Consider the following 17,446-nt stretch of genomic DNA (forward strand, 5'->3'; position numbering starts at 1 on the left):
GTTTCCCCAGCAAGTGAAATAAAACTCCACCCTCCCCGTAGCTTGCTTTCTGCAGATTTTTCGGGGAGGGTGATTTGCAAGAAGACGCTCCGCGTCTCTGGGGAGGGGTTATTATGAGATAGCGATCGCAATTTATTTCTAGATAATTTGCCAGTAAAAATCCAAGAATATTCACATACTTTACTTTATACGGTCAATAAATTATCTTTTGGTTTAGCATAGTTAACACTTGGATAAACGTAGCAATACTAATCCTTGACTGTCATCAGTCAAATCTCAACAAACCAAAAGGGAAATATCTCAGCCAACAAAGTAAATATCCTTGGATTTGCATCAAATTTTTATGTTGAAGAGTTTTCCCTCATATTTGATTCTAGAACCTGAACTTGCTCAATCGTTAAACCCGTTAAACGAGATATGGTTTCGATGGGAAGACCATCGACAAGCATATTGATCGCTATTTCCCTACGACCTTGTTCAAGACCTTGTTCAAGGCCTTGTTCAAGACCTTGTTCAAGGCCTTGTTCAAGACCTTCCTTAAGTCCTTTTTGTCTTGCTTCTTCTTCAATTGCTTGGTAAATAACAGAATCACGCATAATGTCGCTCCGGAGAACTCGTTGAATTAGTTCCTTATTTAATACTAGCCCAGCTAAAATAGATGTAGATGCAGAAATATTACTTTGAATACGGGTATCGTTAATTTGGTTAATTTTTTCTGCAACCTGCTGTAAAGTATCAGTTTTGTCTGTTGTTTGAGTTAGGATTGCAAAGGGTAACAAACCAGGAGTATCTAGAAACACATCTGTAGGCTGTTCCCAAAGTCTAATGACATTGAATTCATGTCGAGTGCGTTCAAGGATAAAGCAGGTTTCCTGAACTAAAGGTGAATCGCTGGGCTTAAGGTAAATTACGTATTGGTGTACCATTTTTTGCGGGAACCTGCGGTATTTCCGTAAGCGATAATCAGTCATGCGAAAGGGGATATCGACTTTTGGTTCGGTTTGAAATTCCACGTGTAAAACTATATCCTCCGATTGTAATAAAATGAGGGTATCAGCTCGAATTGGTTCTAGGGATAGTTCAGAGGGACTAAGAGTTGTCAGGGTAATGGGTGTACCGAGTAGCCAAGTAGCGAAGTCGGTGGCAAAGGATTCGGCAAGAAATTTACAAACTGGATCGTACAAGGTAGATAGATTCCTGATGGATTAATTTGATGGTGGGCTAATATTGCCAGTTTTTGAAGGTCAAAATCAGATTTTTTTGCATAATACCTCGAAAATATTGGTGACGTATGCAAAGAAAATTTAACAATTAGGGATTAGTCCCGGATTTCTCACAAAACTCCAAAACTTTCAGGGAGTGGGGAACAGGGATTAGTCAAAAAAACCAGACATTGCTCAAGTCTTATAATTTACTGAGTCAAAATCCATGTATAGTTTTTTCAGTCAAAAATTCAAAATTAGATAATTTACAGCACTTAGATAAAACAAACACACATATAAATAAAAAAGAATCCAACAGATGGCAAGGTAAAACCCTTATATAGCAGAATCAAATAATACAGGATATAGGGTATAGTCGTAAAAAACCTTGTTCACAAGCCTTTAAAATATTCATAATCCATCGCATTTACCTGCTATTCTCTGTATAACTTATGGTTATACAGTTTGACTTTGGAATTGATAAATTTTTTAGGATAGTAGGAGATGCATGGTAAGAAAATGTATCAACATTTTTGTGAAATAGTATTACAATTCAAAATCTATAGATGCACGTAGTGCGGATCAACCGAAGAGAAATCCAAAATCCAAAGTTTCATAAGTCCTAGATTTATCTCAAAATTTGGTTAGAATAGACGTTGGTGGATGTACAATATCGACCGGGGTGTTTGAGTATGAGGGTTAAACGATGGCAATTTTGCGAACTGAAGATGGACGGACTTTGACTGATTTGTCAGAGATTGGTCAGGAGTTGGCTTCCTTGGGGATAAAGTTGAATAAATGGCCTGTTACAGAAAATCCCCTCATCCAAGATTTATTAGCCCAAGACAGTTTAAGCGATGGAGAAAAGGAAACTGTTTTGCAAGCATTAGACCACTACTTTGTGGAATTGCAACACACCGCAGGTTATCAAATGCGGGATTTAATTGTGATCCATCCAGAAATTCCCAATTTAGCAGGGATGTTGAGTAAATTTGAGCAAGTTCATACCCATGCAGACGATGAAGTTCGTTATATTATCGCTGGGGAAGGAATTTTTGGATTTGTTCGTCCTGATGGTTCCCAGGTGGAATTAACCGTACAACCGCAAGAATACATCAATGTTCCCGCAGGAACTGAACACTGGTTCTATTTAACTTCAGCACAACGGGTAAAAGCGGTGAGATATTTTACAAATACTGAGGGGTGGACACCGGAATATACGGGTACAGCCATCCGCATTCATCGAGCAGCGATCGCAGTCGGGTAAGTTAAGGTGGAGAAAGCTGTTTTTTGCGACTTTGACGGGACGATTACCGCCGAAGAAACTTTTGTTGCCGTTCTCAAGAAGTTTGCTCCCGAACTTGCGGCGGAAATTATTCCCTCCATGTACGCCTTACAGATTCCTTTACGGGTAGGGGTCAGGCAAATCCTGGAATCGATTCCTTCCCGGCGTTACGGTGAGATAATTGAATTTACCCGTACTAAAAAAATCCGTCCTGGATTCAGGGAGTTTGTGGATTTTCTTCACCTATCTGAGGTTCCCCTAATAGTTGTGTCTGGGGGTATCAAGGGGATGGTGGAAGCGGTATTGGGGGATTTGGTTGACCGGATCCATGCAATTCATGCCCTCGATATTAATACCGCGGGGGAAAATTTACAAGTAATATCGGCTTGGGAGGGAGAGAGCGAACTTGTTGATAAGGTGAAGGTGATGGCATCCTACAATGGGGAAAACGCGATACGGGAAGCGTCAAGCCTACAGCTGATCGCTATTGGTGATTCGGTTACGGATTTAAATATGGCGATCGCTTCTCCAATTGTGTTTGCCAGGGATAGGTTAGCCCAATACCTGGATCAGCGCCAAAAAAATTATCTTCCTTGGAATGACTTTTTTGATATCCGTGATACTTTAACCAGGATGTGGCAACTATGACAATGAGTGAATCCCAATTAGGTATTGCACACCATTCCAGCCATAGTCATGACCCCCGTCCCCAATTGATTAGTGCAGCTAGCTATTTTTATCAACAAGGTTGGATGTTAGGTACGGGAGGGAATTTATCGGCTCGATTGGATGATGGCAGTTTCTGGATTACGGCTAGTGGTCAGCCCAAGGGTGAATTAACCTTAGATAGTTTTGTCCGTATTTATCCGGATGGTAATGTGTATAGACCGTTGCCTGAAAATAAACCATCGGCGGAAACTTCGATTCATCAAGCCATATATCAGCTATTTCCCACAGCAACAGCTTGTTATCATGTCCATTCAGTGGAAGCGAATTTGGTATCCCGCTTTGTGGAGGGGGAAAAAATCCTTTTACCCAACTTGGAAATGTTGAAGGGGTTAGGTATTTGGGAAGAAAATCCCACTTGCTATCTACCATTATTTGCGAACTATTTCCATGTACCCCAAATTGCTGCTGAGATTATTGAGAGATTTACCCATCAACAGGTGAAATTACCTGCTTTACTTATCCGCGACCACGGGATTACAGTCTGGGCTGATTCCCCCACTACAGCCCGTAATTATGTCGAAGTAATTGAGTATATTTTTCAATATATGGTGGCAGCCAAACAGCTGCAAATCTAAGTAATACTTCTCAAACGGAAATTTTTACATGGGAGCCTTGTTGATTCTTGCTGACTTCAATTCTAGCTTGAAATGCCTCCTTGAGATGGGGCATATGGGTGACGGTGAGAATACAGGCGAAATCAGCAGCGATCGCATTGATTGCCGCAATTAGGCGATCGCATCCCTCCTTATCCTGAGTGCCAAATCCTTCATCTACTATCAGTAATTGTAGGGATGCACCAGCCCGTTGGGCCAGAAGTTTTGCTAGGGCGAGGCGAATGGCAAAGTTGATTCTAAAGGCTTCTCCGCCGGAATAGGTTTCGTAGGAGCGGGTTCCCCTGGCATCGGCAATTAAAATATCCAAGGTATCAATTAGTTTGGCATTTTTTTTGGGTTTGCCGTTACGTCCATATTTTTGGGTGACAAATTGGATATGGAGTTGGTTCGCGCTTAACCTCGCTAATAAGTGGTTAGTCTCGGCTTCCAGTTGGGGTAAAACATTTTCAATCATTAAAGCTTGGATACCGTTTTTGCCAAATGCCTGGGCTAATTCCTGGTATACTCGAAATTGCCGCCGGGCATCTTGTAATTCTTGTCTACTTTGGGCATATTCCTGCTGCAAACGGTCCAGTTGTTGTCCCATCTGCTCCAATTTTCCCATTTGTCCTAACAATTCATCTAGGTGACGACGACGTTCCGCAAGTTTGGCTTCTAAGTTTTGAATTTGCACCGTCGGATTGGCGGTTTGTTCCAGTTGGGCAATAATTCCCTGAATTTGTTCCCCTAGTTGCTGTCGTTCCTGACTGCGGATTTGTAATGCTTCACCGATTTCTGCTAGCTGATTGCGCAGGTATGGATATTGTTGCTGGGCTGATTGTAATTGTTGATACCTTAATTGCCAGGCTTGCTCCCGTCGCAGGGCTTGACGGACTTGATTATGGGTGTTAGCGTCGTAATTGAGTTCCGTAATATATGTTTCAATTCTGACTATTTCTTGGGCAATTGCCGAATTTGTCGCTTCCTGCTGGATTTTTGCTTCTAAATCCCGAATTTGGTTAACTAATTCTGGTCTACGGGCTGCTAACACGGCTTGACGCTTACAGGCATCTTTGATCTGCATCTGCCTTGCTTCTGCCCAGCGCCACCTTTCCACTTCGCTACGGGCAAGGGCATGGTCTTGTTCATTATAGTTTAAACTGTCCAGATATGCTTCTAATTCGGCTAATTCGGCGTGGGATTCGGGGTTATAATTATTAGTTTCCAGCAAATTAGTCAGTTTTTCTCGTTCCTGAGCTAAATTTTCTAACTGCACTTGAGCATCGCTAGTTAATTCTAACTGAGCAGTGAGTTGTCCCCGTTGTTCCCGGAGAGAATCGTAGGGAGCAAGTTTCTGGGATACTTCCCGATATTCTTGGCGTAATACTTGGATTTCCCGGTCAGATACTGCCATTTGCTCCCGAAATACCCATAACCGTCCTTCCGTTTCTTGGTATTCGCTTTCGGTTTTTTTGGCTACTCGATGCCAATGGTGTTCATCTAGGGGTTGTTCGCAGAGGGGACAGGTGGCGTTCGGTGTGCGCAGCATCGATAATTTTTGTTCTAATTCCCCTAAAAGACGCTCATATTCCCGTTGTTGAGCTTGTAGGCGTTCCATAAAATGTCTGCGTTCTTGACCCTTTTCTTGGACTCGTTGTAAATAAACACGGGTTTTTTCTAACTCTTCAATTTGGGTGGCCACTGCGAGAACCGCTTGTTGAATTTGTGGTTGTCGTTCGGATGCTCTGAGTAACTGGTTTTCGGTAGCTGTAATTTGTTCTATGCGAGCGACAATACCAGCTTTACTGCGCTCAATCTGACTTTTGAGGTGTAGGCGTTGTTGTAGGGCTGGAGATACGCGCATTTGTAAATCATCCAGTTCACTTAATCGCGATCGCGCCGCATTTAATGTTTTTAAAGCTGCTTCTATTTCCGCAGATTTACTGAGGATTTGTTGGACTTCCTCTTCCTGTTGGTTCAAGGCTTCCAGTTGGGCTTGGGCTTGTTGCAGTTGTCGCTCTAGTTGTTGCAGGTGGGCTGCTAATTGTTGTTGTTTCTGTTGACGTTGTTGTTGTGCGCGGGAAAATTCTTGAAACTTGTTTGCAAGTGATTCTTCTTGGGATTGTAGTTGTTGATACTGGGTGAATCCCGCTTGGATTTGGTTTGCTTGCTGAAGTAAAGTTTCAATTTGACTTAGTTGGGAATGGATATTTTGCTTTTGTGTATCGAGGCGATCGCAATCTTGAGTTAGATGTTCATATTGTTGACGGACAAAGGTTAATTGGTCTTCCCAATTTTGGCGTTGGTGTTGGATTACCTGTAAACTTTGTAATTGGACAGTATCAAATTGTTGTAGCTGTTGGAGTTGATTTAATTGGGCTTCAATTTCCCCTCGACGCTGATCAATTGCATCCCTCTGTTGCAATTGCGATCGCATATTTTCTAAACTGCGTTCAAGTTCTTCTCCCTTCGCTTTAAACTGTCGCGATAAATCCTTGGCTTTTTCCTCCAGTTTATCGTATTGATTTAACTTTAATAATTCCGCTAATATTTCCTTCCGCTCGGCTGGACGTTTTAACATGAACTCGTCCGCTCGTCCTTGCCGCAAATAAGCTGAATTGATAAAAGTTTCATAATCTAGTTTAACATGCTCTAAAACCAATTCTTGAGTTGCCCTTAAACCTTTAGCGGTAAGCGCTTTAAACCCATTAGGAGTTTGAACTTGAAACTCAAGAACACTACTATTGCCTTTTTGACGACTGCGAATTACCCGATATACCTGTTGATTTGCCTGAAAAGTAAAATCAACCCGCACATCCTTCAACCCGGTATGAATAATATCGTCTTCCGTCGCAGCTCTACTTTCCCCCCAAATAGCCCAAGTAATTGCTTCCAACAGCGAAGATTTTCCCGCTCCATTAGAACCGCTAATACATGCTGTGTGCAACCCCCGAAAATCTAAAGTTGCATCGCGATAACTTAGAAAGTTTTTGAGAGTTAGCTGAATCGGAATCATCGAGGCTTTTTGCCGTAAATTTTACTTGCCATTGATGTTAAGTTTAGCTAGGCAAAAATCATGTTTCTAGCCTGCACACCCTGGTTTTTACAAAAATTAATATTTGCCGACAATAAATTTCCTGATAATGGCTGAATTTATTTTATTTTCCAGGATAAAAAATGGGTTACTTTTAACAATCCCCTCAAAGGCAATACAAAAAATTATACCCTGGATTGGGAGCCAATTCCTAAGACTAACGGGGAATCAAGGATTAGCCTCCATGTAACACTAACACCAGAACCGACAAAAGTGGTTTTTCCTGCTCCCTACTTCCTATTGCCTAATTCCCACTCCCTAATTTCAAGCAAACATTCAGGAACAAAGGTGATATACCGTCGTCGTCAACTTTACCTATATCCATCGCGATCGCAATTTTGCCAAAATCAGCTGAATCTAGATTTTGAGTAACGGATTGATTACCCCTTAATCTCTATTCCCTGTGTTTTTTGCCAAAAGTTCAGGGTTAGTGGTAGTAGTTGTCAAAATTCTAATTGTATACCATGTGTACAAATCATTGCTGTATAAACCCTAAATCTGAGCGAGTAAGCATTAAGAAATAAAGCAATATATCGAGCAATCATAATCACCCTTGGTTGTTCAAAACTAGGAATAGCAGTGATTTCAACTCAGGGTGAGTAGTATTTTTATAAAAAACTTCAAAATTTCGATGGTAATTTTGCCTAAACATTAAGAAATATATAGAAAATCAACTTGTAAAATAAAATCTTCTCAAACTGGAACAAACAAAGACGGATAAATGAAACATTATCCGTGAAATTGCGTCATTAAAAATAAAATTGATCTGCTCAAACCTGGAAACTAACTTACAAAGGAATCAATCCCATGAAACGCCTTCATCCTTGGAAAATCAGCACTGCCACCCTAGCTGCAATAACCATGAGTGTAAGTGCGATCGCACCTGTAATTACTCTATCACCAGTTAACGCCCAAACCAACAACGGTAACTATCGCATCGGTCAATTACCTGGTTTTGGACGTAGTACAACCATCAGTAGGGGTGCAAGAATTCCCACCAAATACGAAAAAGACAAGATTTTTTTAGTCCCAGGGGAAACAATGCAAGTCACCCTTAAAGTTGCCAACAACTTAGTGGAACGTCCCGGTGGACCTGTTTTAGTACCGATGAATAGCCAAATCCGTGGTGAATTCGTACCTGTAACCCGCAACTCCGTCCAAGGAACCCAATTTGTCGCGAGAGAAATTATCTTCCCCACTGGAGAACGGGAAAACATTAACGCTAACTCTAATGTTATCACCCGCACCGAAAAAATCAGAAGGGGTGCAAACACCGGGGAAATTCTCCGAGATGCAGGATATGGAGCTGCTGCTGCTGCGGTCATTGCGCTTCTAACTGGGAACCGCAAAATTGAATGGGGTGAGTTGCTAGTTGGTGGTGGTGTTGGCAGTATTTACCGCGTCATCAAAGGTGGAAGAGAAGCTGATTTACTTGCAGTCGATACCAAACAAGATTTAACGTTGGTTTTGAATTCTCCCCTCACAGTACCTCAGTATCGTTAATTGTAGGATAGAGGAGACAGAATACAGGATACAGGAGAATTAATTCCTTCGTTGACTGGATAACCTGAAATAATAATTACAGCAGTTTTGAGATTTCAAAAAGTGCGTTATTTAAGTTTTAAACGCTGACTCAAAACCGCTTTTACCAAACAAGTTAAAAGCTAAAGGAATTGGTTTTGACTTTTTTATTTTTCATCCCCTATCCTGTATTCCTTTATTCTGCTGTATTTTTTTAATATTGTTAATCTTAATATATTTACCATCACAACCCCGTAACATTTTCAATTCATATTTGTATTTAGCAACGCCAATTTTTTTGATGGGTGAGAAAAGGCACGTAGTAGCGCTAGTCTACGACGACCCTGCGGGTATAGCACCTCGATATTAACGTGAGTTCCAGTATCATTCGTAGGAATATATAAGTTTTTAAAAACCTCCTAGTCCTGCATTTCTCACAAATTCCTAAAACTTACAGGGAGTAGGGAGTAGCGATAGTCCTTAGAAGGAAAATCAATCCTTCACCCAAGACTTATAACCTACTCGTGAGAAATCCGGGTAGGGAGTAGTCAGAAAATCAATCCGTTATTCAAGGCTTACAACTTACTCGTGAGAAATCCAGGTTTTGTCTAGTAGAAAAGCAATTATTTATCAACTAGAGGAAATGCTATCTATATGTATTTATTTTTGACCGATAAATATCATTATTGTATGGTGAATTTCATTTCCAAAAATATAGTATTAATCATCTAATCAGAATTTCATAAATTTTCTGTTGAATCTTCAAATAAATTAGATAATTTACCGTAATTCAGGGATTAAGGATAATTATCTCAAATATTTTACCACGATATATTTGCAGGGATGGAATCTAAAGTTTTGGTTAAACTTACAGGTATTTACAGATAATTTTACCTGTGATTATCTCCATTAATTGACTAATAAATACATCCCAAATATTCCACCTTAATTTCACATCAAATTACATCACATGTAACTGGAAACTTTTTCACCAGGTTACAGTCTAAGGAGTTAAGTATTTCTCCAATGCACATATCTATAAAATGCAAGCTTTCTCAATCAAAATATCAAACATACATGGAACATATAACAGCATAAATAGTCACTAAGAATAACAGAAGAAAACCTAAACTAAAAAAATAAACAAATCCAAGGAGAACGAAAACAAATGGCTAAAAAAATGAAATTTCAACCCAAAATCGCCGGCTTAATGGCATCAGTAATGACAGCCGGAACCCTTGCCCCACTTGCTATTTCCGCCCCCAGTGTTGCCCAAACTTCCTCATCTTTTTTCGATGTTAGCTCTAACTATTGGGCAGCTCCATTCATTCAACAATTAGCACAACGGGGTGTAATCGCTGGATTCCCCGATGGTTCTTTCCGTCCAGATGCACCCGTAACCCGCGCTCAATTTGCATCGATGGTAACGGCTGCTTTCCAAAAATCACAAATTCGTCAGCCAATTAGATTTAATGACGTACCCGCCAATTTCTGGGCTAACAGCGCTATTCAAAGAGCTTACAGCACAGGTTTCCTATCGGGATATCCTGGTAATATTTTCCAACCCAACCAAGAAATTCCCCGTGAACAAGTTTTAGTTTCTCTGGCTAACGGTCTCCAATTCAATACACCAAATAATCCCGAAAACGTCCTCAGCTACTACAACGATTCATTTAACATTTCGGGATTTGCACGCAATCCTATTGCTGCTGCAACTGTGAATAACATGGTTGTGAACCATCCGAATCTGAGAAATCTCAATCCTCGTGCAGTCGCAACCCGCGCTCAAGTAGCTGCATTTATCTATCAAGCTCTAGTGAGAAACAACCAAGCTAGTGCGATCAATTCACCCTACATCGTCGCTTGGAATAACAATAACGGTGGTGGAAACGGCTCCGTTGCAGTTATTATTCCGGAAGGAACAAGAATTCCCGTCAGATACGCTCAAGCAGAAAAAATTCTCGTCACCAAAGACGAAACTGCACCTTTAACCCTAACAGTCGCTCAAAATATCGTCACTGAACAAGGTGCTGTTGTTATTCCTTCCGGTAGTCGGGTGATTGGTCAACTCCGTCCTGTGAAAGAACAGGGTGGTTCCCAATTTGTGGCAGAAAGAATCGTTTTCCCTAACGGTACTGAGTACAGAGTCAATGCCAAATCCGAAGTGATTACCAGAACTGAAACCGTTAGACGGGGTTCTCGCACCGCATCTATTGCGAGAAATGCTGTTTTAGGTGCAGGAGCAGCAGCAGCAGTATCAGCAGTGACGGGGGATAGGGCGATCGCAACTGAAGAGGTACTCGGTGGAGCCGCAATTGGTGGTTTAATTGGTTTATTCTTCGGCAGACAAAGTGTTGATTTAATCGCCATCAATCCTAACACTGATTTACAAATGACCATCGGTGAAAATCTGCAAATCTCCCTCCGTTAGAAATGGGGTGGTAGAAATAGGGTGGAGGAGATAGGTAAGTAGGTAGGTGCAATCAAACATAAAACCGCAACATAACCGCTCATTCGGTTCAAAGCCTTACTCCCGTACAGACGCGATATATCACGTCTCTCCCTGTACAGATGACCCGACGGGTCGTCTCTACTCCCTACTTCCCGACTCCCCCTGCAACGGGTAGCCAAACAATAAAAGTCGTTCCGGGGTTAGTGTCAGACTTGATAACAGAATCCAGTGCAGGGCTGAAAACTTGGATTTCGCCCTGCATTTGTTCGATTAATTGTTTGGCGATCGCATATCCTAAACCTGTACCGGGTATATCCGTCTGAGCTTGGATACCTCGATAACCCCTTTCCCCTAAATGGGATAAATCTTCCGGGGAAATACCAGGACCAGTGTCACTAATTGCTACACCCTGCATTGTTTCCGTTTCTAAACCAGCTTGGATGAGGATTTTGCCACCGGCGGGTGTATATTTTAAAGCATTGTCGAGAATATTACTTAAAACTTCCCGCAAAGCTTTAGGGTTAGCGCTGATGGGGGGTAGGGAAACGGGGATTTCGGTGACAACTTGTAAATGACGTTCGAGAGCGATCGCTTTGACTGAATCGAGCAAAGGCAAAAGAATTTCTAAAAAGCTACAATCGACTTGTTGTTCCCCGGCACCAGGTAAAAGTAAGGTTGGTTTAGGATAATTACTGGGAGTTTCGACAACAAGTTGATTTGCTGGTGCAAAAATTGGTTTTAAATCTTCAATATTTAAATCAATTGCTTCATCAAACTTTTGTAATAACTCCTGTAATCTATCGCTTTCTCTGACAATCGAAGCCGCCGTTTCCCGATTTGTATCCCCCACTTTTAAGCGTTTTAATAACAGCTTGCCAAAGGTTCGTAAGGCAGTTAAGGGATTACGAAATTGGTGCAATAAATTATCCAATAAATCAATTTGTTTTTCTTGAAACAATTGCTGTTCATGCAATTGACGCTGAAACCAAGCCCGTTGTCGATCTAAAATACAAGCGATCGCCAAAGTTTGAGCAATCTTTTCAATTTTCACTCGCTCCTGTCGATGCCATACCCGGTCTTCGCGAATTGTCACCAACACCCCCACAATCACATCCTCATGTATCAAAGGCAAAGCCATGCGATCGCCGCGCACCACATACTCATCGCTAGAATTGCCAGAAGCAGTCAAGTCAATTTCATCCCCAGGCAAATAGCCCCTCGTAAAGCCCTGGAAAGCGTCTGTAACAGGTGTACCGAGTAAATTCCTTGTTAGCCCCAAATCCGCCAGTTCCACCCCATCTGCGTCGCGGCTAGATGCGATCGCTTCCGTATCCGGATACACTACAACCGGTAACAACTTCGCCTCACCCGTATGGTTATCAACAAAATCCTGGGTTAAATACACAATACTCAACGTCGCTCCCAAGCTTTGAGCTAGTAGCGCCATTTGCGATCGCGCAAGGGCAATAAATTCTGAACTGGCAGACACTAACATTTTCCGTGTTGCTTTTGATTGAGATTGCAAAAAACTAATACTCGACAATTCATCCTTTGCCAAGGGAAGGTCAGAAGTTAGCAGGTATGTATCTCCTTTGCACGGGAGACACGCAGAGATGTCAATCGGAAGGGGGAACAGCTATTATGTTATTTTTCATTCATTTTAGAGACTTCTAATCAGGGTCTAAAAATGCTAACTATAAAAGTCCCTGCACAAATATTAACTAAATTCTAGCCTTTGTCAGTGCCAACAGTGAGCTTACCCCTAAATCTCCCCTCCCAGTAGTCTAACGAGTAAAAATGGATGGGTAGAGACAAGAGCAGAACAGGGAAGGAAAAAACCACTTTCATGCCTTCTGGCGTACACGCTTTATAATGGCTACTCCCTCTTCAATCTCAAGTCGAGGAACTCCTCACAGAGGTATACTCGAGTTTTTTCCCATATAAAATTAGGAGTCCTATACATTTACTATTTTTAATCAAATTTCTTCAAAGAGTTGTATCAATACTTTAAAAACAGTTGATTTTTTAAGCTAGAACTTTTATAATTACGACGGATTTTGTAGCTATAACTACAATCTATTGCTTTAAAATTAGGAGGAAAATAGCTTGGCTAGGAGACGCAAGCGGAAAAGCCGTCGTCGCCAGGAAGGGAGACGGATTTTGGAGCATGTACCTCAGTACAGCATAGAAAGTGGTGAAGAAAAACCAGTGACAGCAGCAAGAAAATTCATTCAAGCTGAAGGAATCTTGCCACCTGCGCTACTGCTTGTAAAGCGCAACGAACATACAACAGACCGTTATTTTTGGGCTGAGAAAGGATTATTCGGAGCGCAGTATGTCGAAGAGAATCATTTCCTATTTCCTAGCCTGAGAACACTTGAAGGTTCCCCAGCGCAGGAACAACTCGCATTGGCGGGTCGATAATTGGCGACGATGTTATTCGACTTTGGTAATTGATGTTAGCTTTTGATTTTATTAACTGGCAAAAAAGCTATTTATACGAAAAAACTTATCTTTTTTTAAACTTTGCAGCTTCCCTTGCCAGGAACACTACCAAATCAGACAAAGCGCTATTTCCGAACGATAATTTCTTGCATGGTAAACATGACAAAGAAAAATGTGAGGAGCGGTGGTTTAGGATGAAGCCAGAAACTCTAAAGACAATACAAAGGAATCCAAAGCAATATGAATGCGGACTGAAATAGCATTCCCCCAAGATACTCCTTTGTAGTTGCTTAATAGTTAATGGTTCATTTCCAGATACTTGCTGACCGATAGGACTTTCAGATTTTATGGAATAGTCATCAGTACGGCAATATCTTTGGTTTCTGAATAACTAAAGTCAATCACAAAGTCTGAGTCGTAAAGCCCGTCGCATCTCGATCAATTCGTCACGGTGAGCAGTTACAGCTATTTGACTTGAAGAGCTTGATTCGCCATCAGGGGACTCCACCTTGAGCGACACCTTTTCAAGTCTTTTTGCTTTTTTCCAATAAAATATCCCGATCAATGGTGAAAGAAATACCAATCCCAGTAAATAAAACCAAGGAATGGCCAAAACCATTGATAAAACTAAAGCCAAGCATAGACTGCCCACTGCACCAAGCAGCGTTAAAAACGCTGCCATAAATGCACTGGGTCGGACAAGTCCCTCGAAAAACACTTGATTGTGTTCAGTATCCACTGATGTAACTTGGTAGGAACGGGTGCGAAAATATTCCTTCAACTTTGGCAAGAGAGTTGCTTCATCCTCATCCGAGATTAATCGGGCTGTTTCCGTGCGGTCTTTTATGGAAGCACGAATAAAAAAGAATTGTCCCACAAACATCAGCAACGTCAACAGCAACGTGGATGGCAAAATAGCAGAGTCCATAGCAATTCCTATGTATTTCCAGGCAACCTAATAGTTAATTACTTTTAATTATCAATTAAGTTGTCTCTTATTAATATACTCTTGCCATAAACGTTTCAAATCATCAGCTTGTTCTTGCCAATCCGGAGACACTTGGTACATCCGCCTTGGTCTCCCCCGACCCTCCAACTTCCTCCAGTACCCAGTAATCGCCTCCTCGTCTTCCAGAAACTTAATTGCGCTGTAAAGCACGGTGTCCGAAAGTCGATAGCCTGGGTATTCCGCCTCCAAGCGTTGTATCAATTCTGTACCGTATGATTCCCCCTGCCGCAACACAGATAAGATGTAACAAACGGCTAGTTCTTGACACAAATAGGTTGGCGGAGGATTGTCGAAGAAATGGTATATATCCTCTAGTTTCATAGTTGATGAATGGCTAAAAAAAATGCCTGCTGTTATAGACCTACAAACCCAGTAGACAGTATATAGTGCTACCCCGTGCCATTTAAGTATATAAAGCTACTTAGGCTTAAAAAACCAAATAGCAAACATTATACCAACAAGCATACAGACTACTGTATGATTACAAACGCGTATTTTACATCTAAAGGGTTAACAGTCGATAGTTAGATTTGCAAAGTGTGTGGTGAGGAGTAAATTGATAGCAGCACGGGTGTTGCTATAGGTGTAAAGTAATGCAAGTAACTAAGGACTAATTCAGCATAAAATGCTGCCCAAGATATTTTAAAGGTAAAATGTGGTTTTTGTGGGAAAACTTAATAAATACTTTTATGGACAGTGATTACCGAAGGTGATGAATGTAGCTGCGGTGGCTTTTTAGTGGGTATAGGGGCAAAATGGGAAAAAATAAATCAATATTTAACGTGTTGCCGGAAAATTTTGATACTATTTCCGGACTATGCTCCCCCAGTTACCTCAACCTTACCTGCTCATCTAAATGTATTAACTTATAAGTAAAAGGCATGGATTATTTTTGTCCCTCTTCTCCTTTTGCTAGAAAACCCTGGTATATCTGGTCGGAATGATATAAATTTAATCCTGCACCTGGATTTCATTCATGATGGCGTATGTCAGATCAAGTTGAGCCTCAGTCTTCATCATCTCAATTGCGTGCGATCGCCAGATTATTTCGTTTAACTGGTTGGATTACCTTTTGGTCGCAAGTAGTTCTGGGGTTAGTATCTGCCGGGATTTTGACTTTTGCAAGCTTTAGTGCAGCTTCCCGTGCTGCTCAATCTCCCAATAATCCTGGAGCAGGGTTGGGGATATTTTTTGCAATTAGTGGGCTAGTAGCTTTAGGAATAGGTATTTTTATTTCCTTTCGCTACGTGCGCATTGGTAGGCAATTAGACTCACCCAATCCCAATAATCGCCCCCGGAAAATCGAAACAATTCAAACTGTCAGATTTGGGTTAATTGTGCATCTGGTAGGGATATTATTAACCCTAATTGGAGCCCAAGCAATTGTCGGCATCCTCTTGACAAAATCCCTAACGGTTTCCCAAATTATTCCGGGAACAATTACCCAGGTTGACCCCAGTCGGATAGTCCAACCCTTAGATATTTTCGTCGTCCAAGCCAATACGAATACAATTTCTGCCCACTTTGCTGGGTTGGTTGGTTCTATTTGGCTACTTAACCGTGTTACCAGATAAAGGTAAGTATTTTTGACTGTATCTGGATTGTCATTACTCCAACCATTTCCATCTCAGGGTGGCTTCATACTTGGTTTAAATATCTAATATCCGTTACATTTATTTACTGAATTTTACTTAGTAAATCAAAAACAACGGACTGCAATTTCCAGACAAATTTTTTTGCTGATTTTTTGGCAAAATCTTTGGTAAATATATATTATTCGATAGAGAAAAGTTTGTGTTAGACATCAAGCAAATACGAGAAAATCCAGAATTAGTGGCACAGAAATTAGCCAGTCGCGGTGATAAATATGATATTCGCCCAATTTTAGACTTCAATCAAAAACAACGGGAGTTAGAAGCCACTAGAACTCAATTACAAGCACGGGGAAATGAAATTGCCAGTTTAATTCCTCAAAAAATCAAAGCTGGTGCTGACCCCAAGGGTTCTGAAGTTGAAGCTTTACGAGAAGAAGGAAAAACCATTAAAGCCCAGATTAGTGAATTAGAACCCCAAGAAAAAGAATTAAAAGAACAAATTCAAGGATTATTGCTAGCTCTTCCCAATTTACCTAGTGATTCCACACCCATTGGTAAAAGTGAAGAAGAAAATGTGGAAATTCGTAAATGGGGAGATGAGTATATTCCCCAGGATAAAGGTATTATTCCGCACTGGGATGTGGGCGAAAAATTAGGAATACTGAACTTTGAAAGGGCAGTTAAGGTAGCCCAAAGCCGATTTGTGGCTTTGATGGGTGCTGGTGCGGCTTTAGAAAGGGCATTAATTCAGTTTATGCTGGACATGCAAACTGACGCGGGTTATGTGGAAGTTTTGCCACCAATTTTAGTGAATACGGAATCCTTAACAGCTACTGGACAGTTACCCAAATTTGCCGAGGAAAGTTTTAAATGTAGTGCAGACGACCTGTGGTTAATCCCGACGGCGGAAGTTCCAGTCACCAATCTATACAGGGGTGAAATTTTAGCCGCAGAGGATTTACCGATTTACCATTGTGCCTATACACCCTGTTTTCGTCGAGAAGCAGGTAGTTACGGACGGGATATGCGCGGTTTGATTCGTCTGCACCAGTTTAATAAGGTAGAACTAGTCAAATTTGTCCATCCCGACACATCCTTTGAGGAATTAGAGAAACTGGTTGGGAATGCCGAAGCAGTTTTACAGGCCTTAAAATTACCCTACCGGGTAATTGAGTTATGCACGGGTGATTTAGGATTTAGTTCCGCAAAAACCTATGATTTAGAGGTGTGGTTGCCTTCTGCGGGTAAGTATCGGGAGATTTCTAGTTGTTCTAATTTTCTCGATTTTCAAGCCCGTCGGGGCGATATTCGCTTTCGAGAAACAGGTAAAAAAGGTACTCAGTATGTACATACCCTGAATGGTTCCGGTTTAGCGATTGGGCGAACAATGGCGGCCATATTGGAAAACTATCAGCAAAGTGATGGTACGATTCGCGTCCCGGAAGTTTTACAGCCCTATCTACGTCGGGAAATTCTCTAGGAGGGAAATGGTCATTAAAGGGGAATGGGAAACAGTAATAC

General features: G+C 41.3%; 13 protein-coding genes. 8 read left to right on the forward strand and 5 right to left on the reverse strand.

What is annotated here, in order from left to right; genetic code table 11:
* Nucleotides 1–341 precede the first annotated feature (341 nt).
* Complete coding sequence (locus tag CDC37_RS03915; protein ID WP_096620580.1) at nt 342–1,184, reverse strand: Rpn family recombination-promoting nuclease/putative transposase; 843 nt, start codon at nt 1,182–1,184, stop codon at nt 342–344.
* A gap of 724 nt (nt 1,185–1,908) precedes the next feature.
* Here CDC37_RS03915 and CDC37_RS03920 point away from each other — a divergent pair.
* Genes CDC37_RS03920 through mtnB form a run of 3 tightly spaced genes read left to right on the forward strand, consistent with a single transcriptional unit; the run spans nt 1,909 to nt 3,791 of the window.
* Nucleotides 1,909–2,469 (forward strand): 1,2-dihydroxy-3-keto-5-methylthiopentene dioxygenase, encoded by a 561-nt coding sequence (locus CDC37_RS03920; protein ID WP_096620581.1) that lies wholly within the window; start codon nt 1,909–1,911, stop codon nt 2,467–2,469.
* 6 nt (nt 2,470–2,475) lie between these two features.
* Nucleotides 2,476–3,135: an HAD-IB family phosphatase gene (locus tag CDC37_RS03925; RefSeq protein WP_096620582.1), complete on the forward strand. Its 660-nt coding sequence runs from the start codon at nt 2,476–2,478 to the stop codon at nt 3,133–3,135.
* A 2-nt stretch (nt 3,136–3,137) separates the two neighbouring features.
* Nucleotides 3,138–3,791, forward strand: coding sequence for a methylthioribulose 1-phosphate dehydratase (mtnB, locus tag CDC37_RS03930; RefSeq protein ID WP_096625892.1), 654 nt, complete (start codon nt 3,138–3,140; stop codon nt 3,789–3,791).
* 10 nt (nt 3,792–3,801) lie between these two features.
* On the opposite strand, the gene sbcC is transcribed toward mtnB, so the two are convergent.
* Nucleotides 3,802–6,825, reverse strand: coding sequence for an exonuclease subunit SbcC (sbcC, locus tag CDC37_RS03935; RefSeq protein WP_096620583.1), 3,024 nt, complete (start codon nt 6,823–6,825; stop codon nt 3,802–3,804).
* Nucleotides 6,826–7,710: 885 nt separating this feature from the next.
* On the opposite strand from sbcC, the gene CDC37_RS03940 reads away from it, so the two are divergent.
* Both CDC37_RS03940 and CDC37_RS03945 read left to right on the forward strand, forming a co-directional pair.
* Nucleotides 7,711–8,406 (forward strand): conjugal transfer protein TrbI, encoded by a 696-nt coding sequence (locus CDC37_RS03940; protein WP_096620584.1) that lies wholly within the window; start codon nt 7,711–7,713, stop codon nt 8,404–8,406.
* A gap of 1,186 nt (nt 8,407–9,592) precedes the next feature.
* Complete coding sequence (locus tag CDC37_RS03945) at nt 9,593–10,855, forward strand: S-layer homology domain-containing protein (RefSeq protein WP_096620585.1); 1,263 nt, start codon at nt 9,593–9,595, stop codon at nt 10,853–10,855.
* Nucleotides 10,856–11,021: 166 nt separating this feature from the next.
* On the opposite strand, the gene CDC37_RS03950 is transcribed toward CDC37_RS03945, so the two are convergent.
* A complete protein-coding gene (locus tag CDC37_RS03950; RefSeq protein ID WP_096620586.1) occupies nt 11,022–12,371 on the reverse strand; it encodes a GAF domain-containing sensor histidine kinase in 1,350 nt (449 codons plus the stop codon).
* A 611-nt stretch (nt 12,372–12,982) separates the two neighbouring features.
* Between CDC37_RS03950 and CDC37_RS03955 the strand changes: the two genes are divergently transcribed.
* Entirely contained in the window at nt 12,983–13,300 is a 318-nt protein-coding gene (locus CDC37_RS03955; RefSeq protein ID WP_096620587.1) for a DUF3155 domain-containing protein, read from the forward strand.
* 418 nt (nt 13,301–13,718) lie between these two features.
* Here CDC37_RS03955 and CDC37_RS03965 read toward each other — a convergent pair whose 3' ends face one another.
* Both CDC37_RS03965 and CDC37_RS03970 read right to left on the reverse strand, forming a co-directional pair.
* A complete protein-coding gene (locus CDC37_RS03965; protein ID WP_096620589.1) occupies nt 13,719–14,249 on the reverse strand; it encodes a cofactor assembly of complex C subunit B in 531 nt (176 codons plus the stop codon).
* A 51-nt stretch (nt 14,250–14,300) separates the two neighbouring features.
* On the reverse strand, nt 14,301–14,651 hold the full coding sequence (locus CDC37_RS03970; RefSeq protein WP_096620590.1) for a PadR family transcriptional regulator: 351 nt from the start codon (nt 14,649–14,651) through the stop codon (nt 14,301–14,303).
* 665 nt (nt 14,652–15,316) lie between these two features.
* On the opposite strand from CDC37_RS03970, the gene CDC37_RS03975 reads away from it, so the two are divergent.
* Nucleotides 15,317–15,904, forward strand: a complete 588-nt coding sequence (locus CDC37_RS03975) for a DUF3611 family protein (RefSeq protein ID WP_096620591.1) — start codon at nt 15,317–15,319, stop codon at nt 15,902–15,904.
* Between the two features lie 220 nt (nt 15,905–16,124).
* On the forward strand, nt 16,125–17,405 hold the full coding sequence (gene serS, locus CDC37_RS03980) for a serine--tRNA ligase (protein ID WP_096620592.1): 1,281 nt from the start codon (nt 16,125–16,127) through the stop codon (nt 17,403–17,405).
* The last annotated feature ends 41 nt before the right edge of the window (nt 17,406–17,446 follow it).

This window comes from Calothrix sp. NIES-3974 (assembly GCF_002368395.1).
Classification (GTDB): Bacteria; Cyanobacteriota; Cyanobacteriia; order Cyanobacteriales; family Nostocaceae; genus NIES-3974.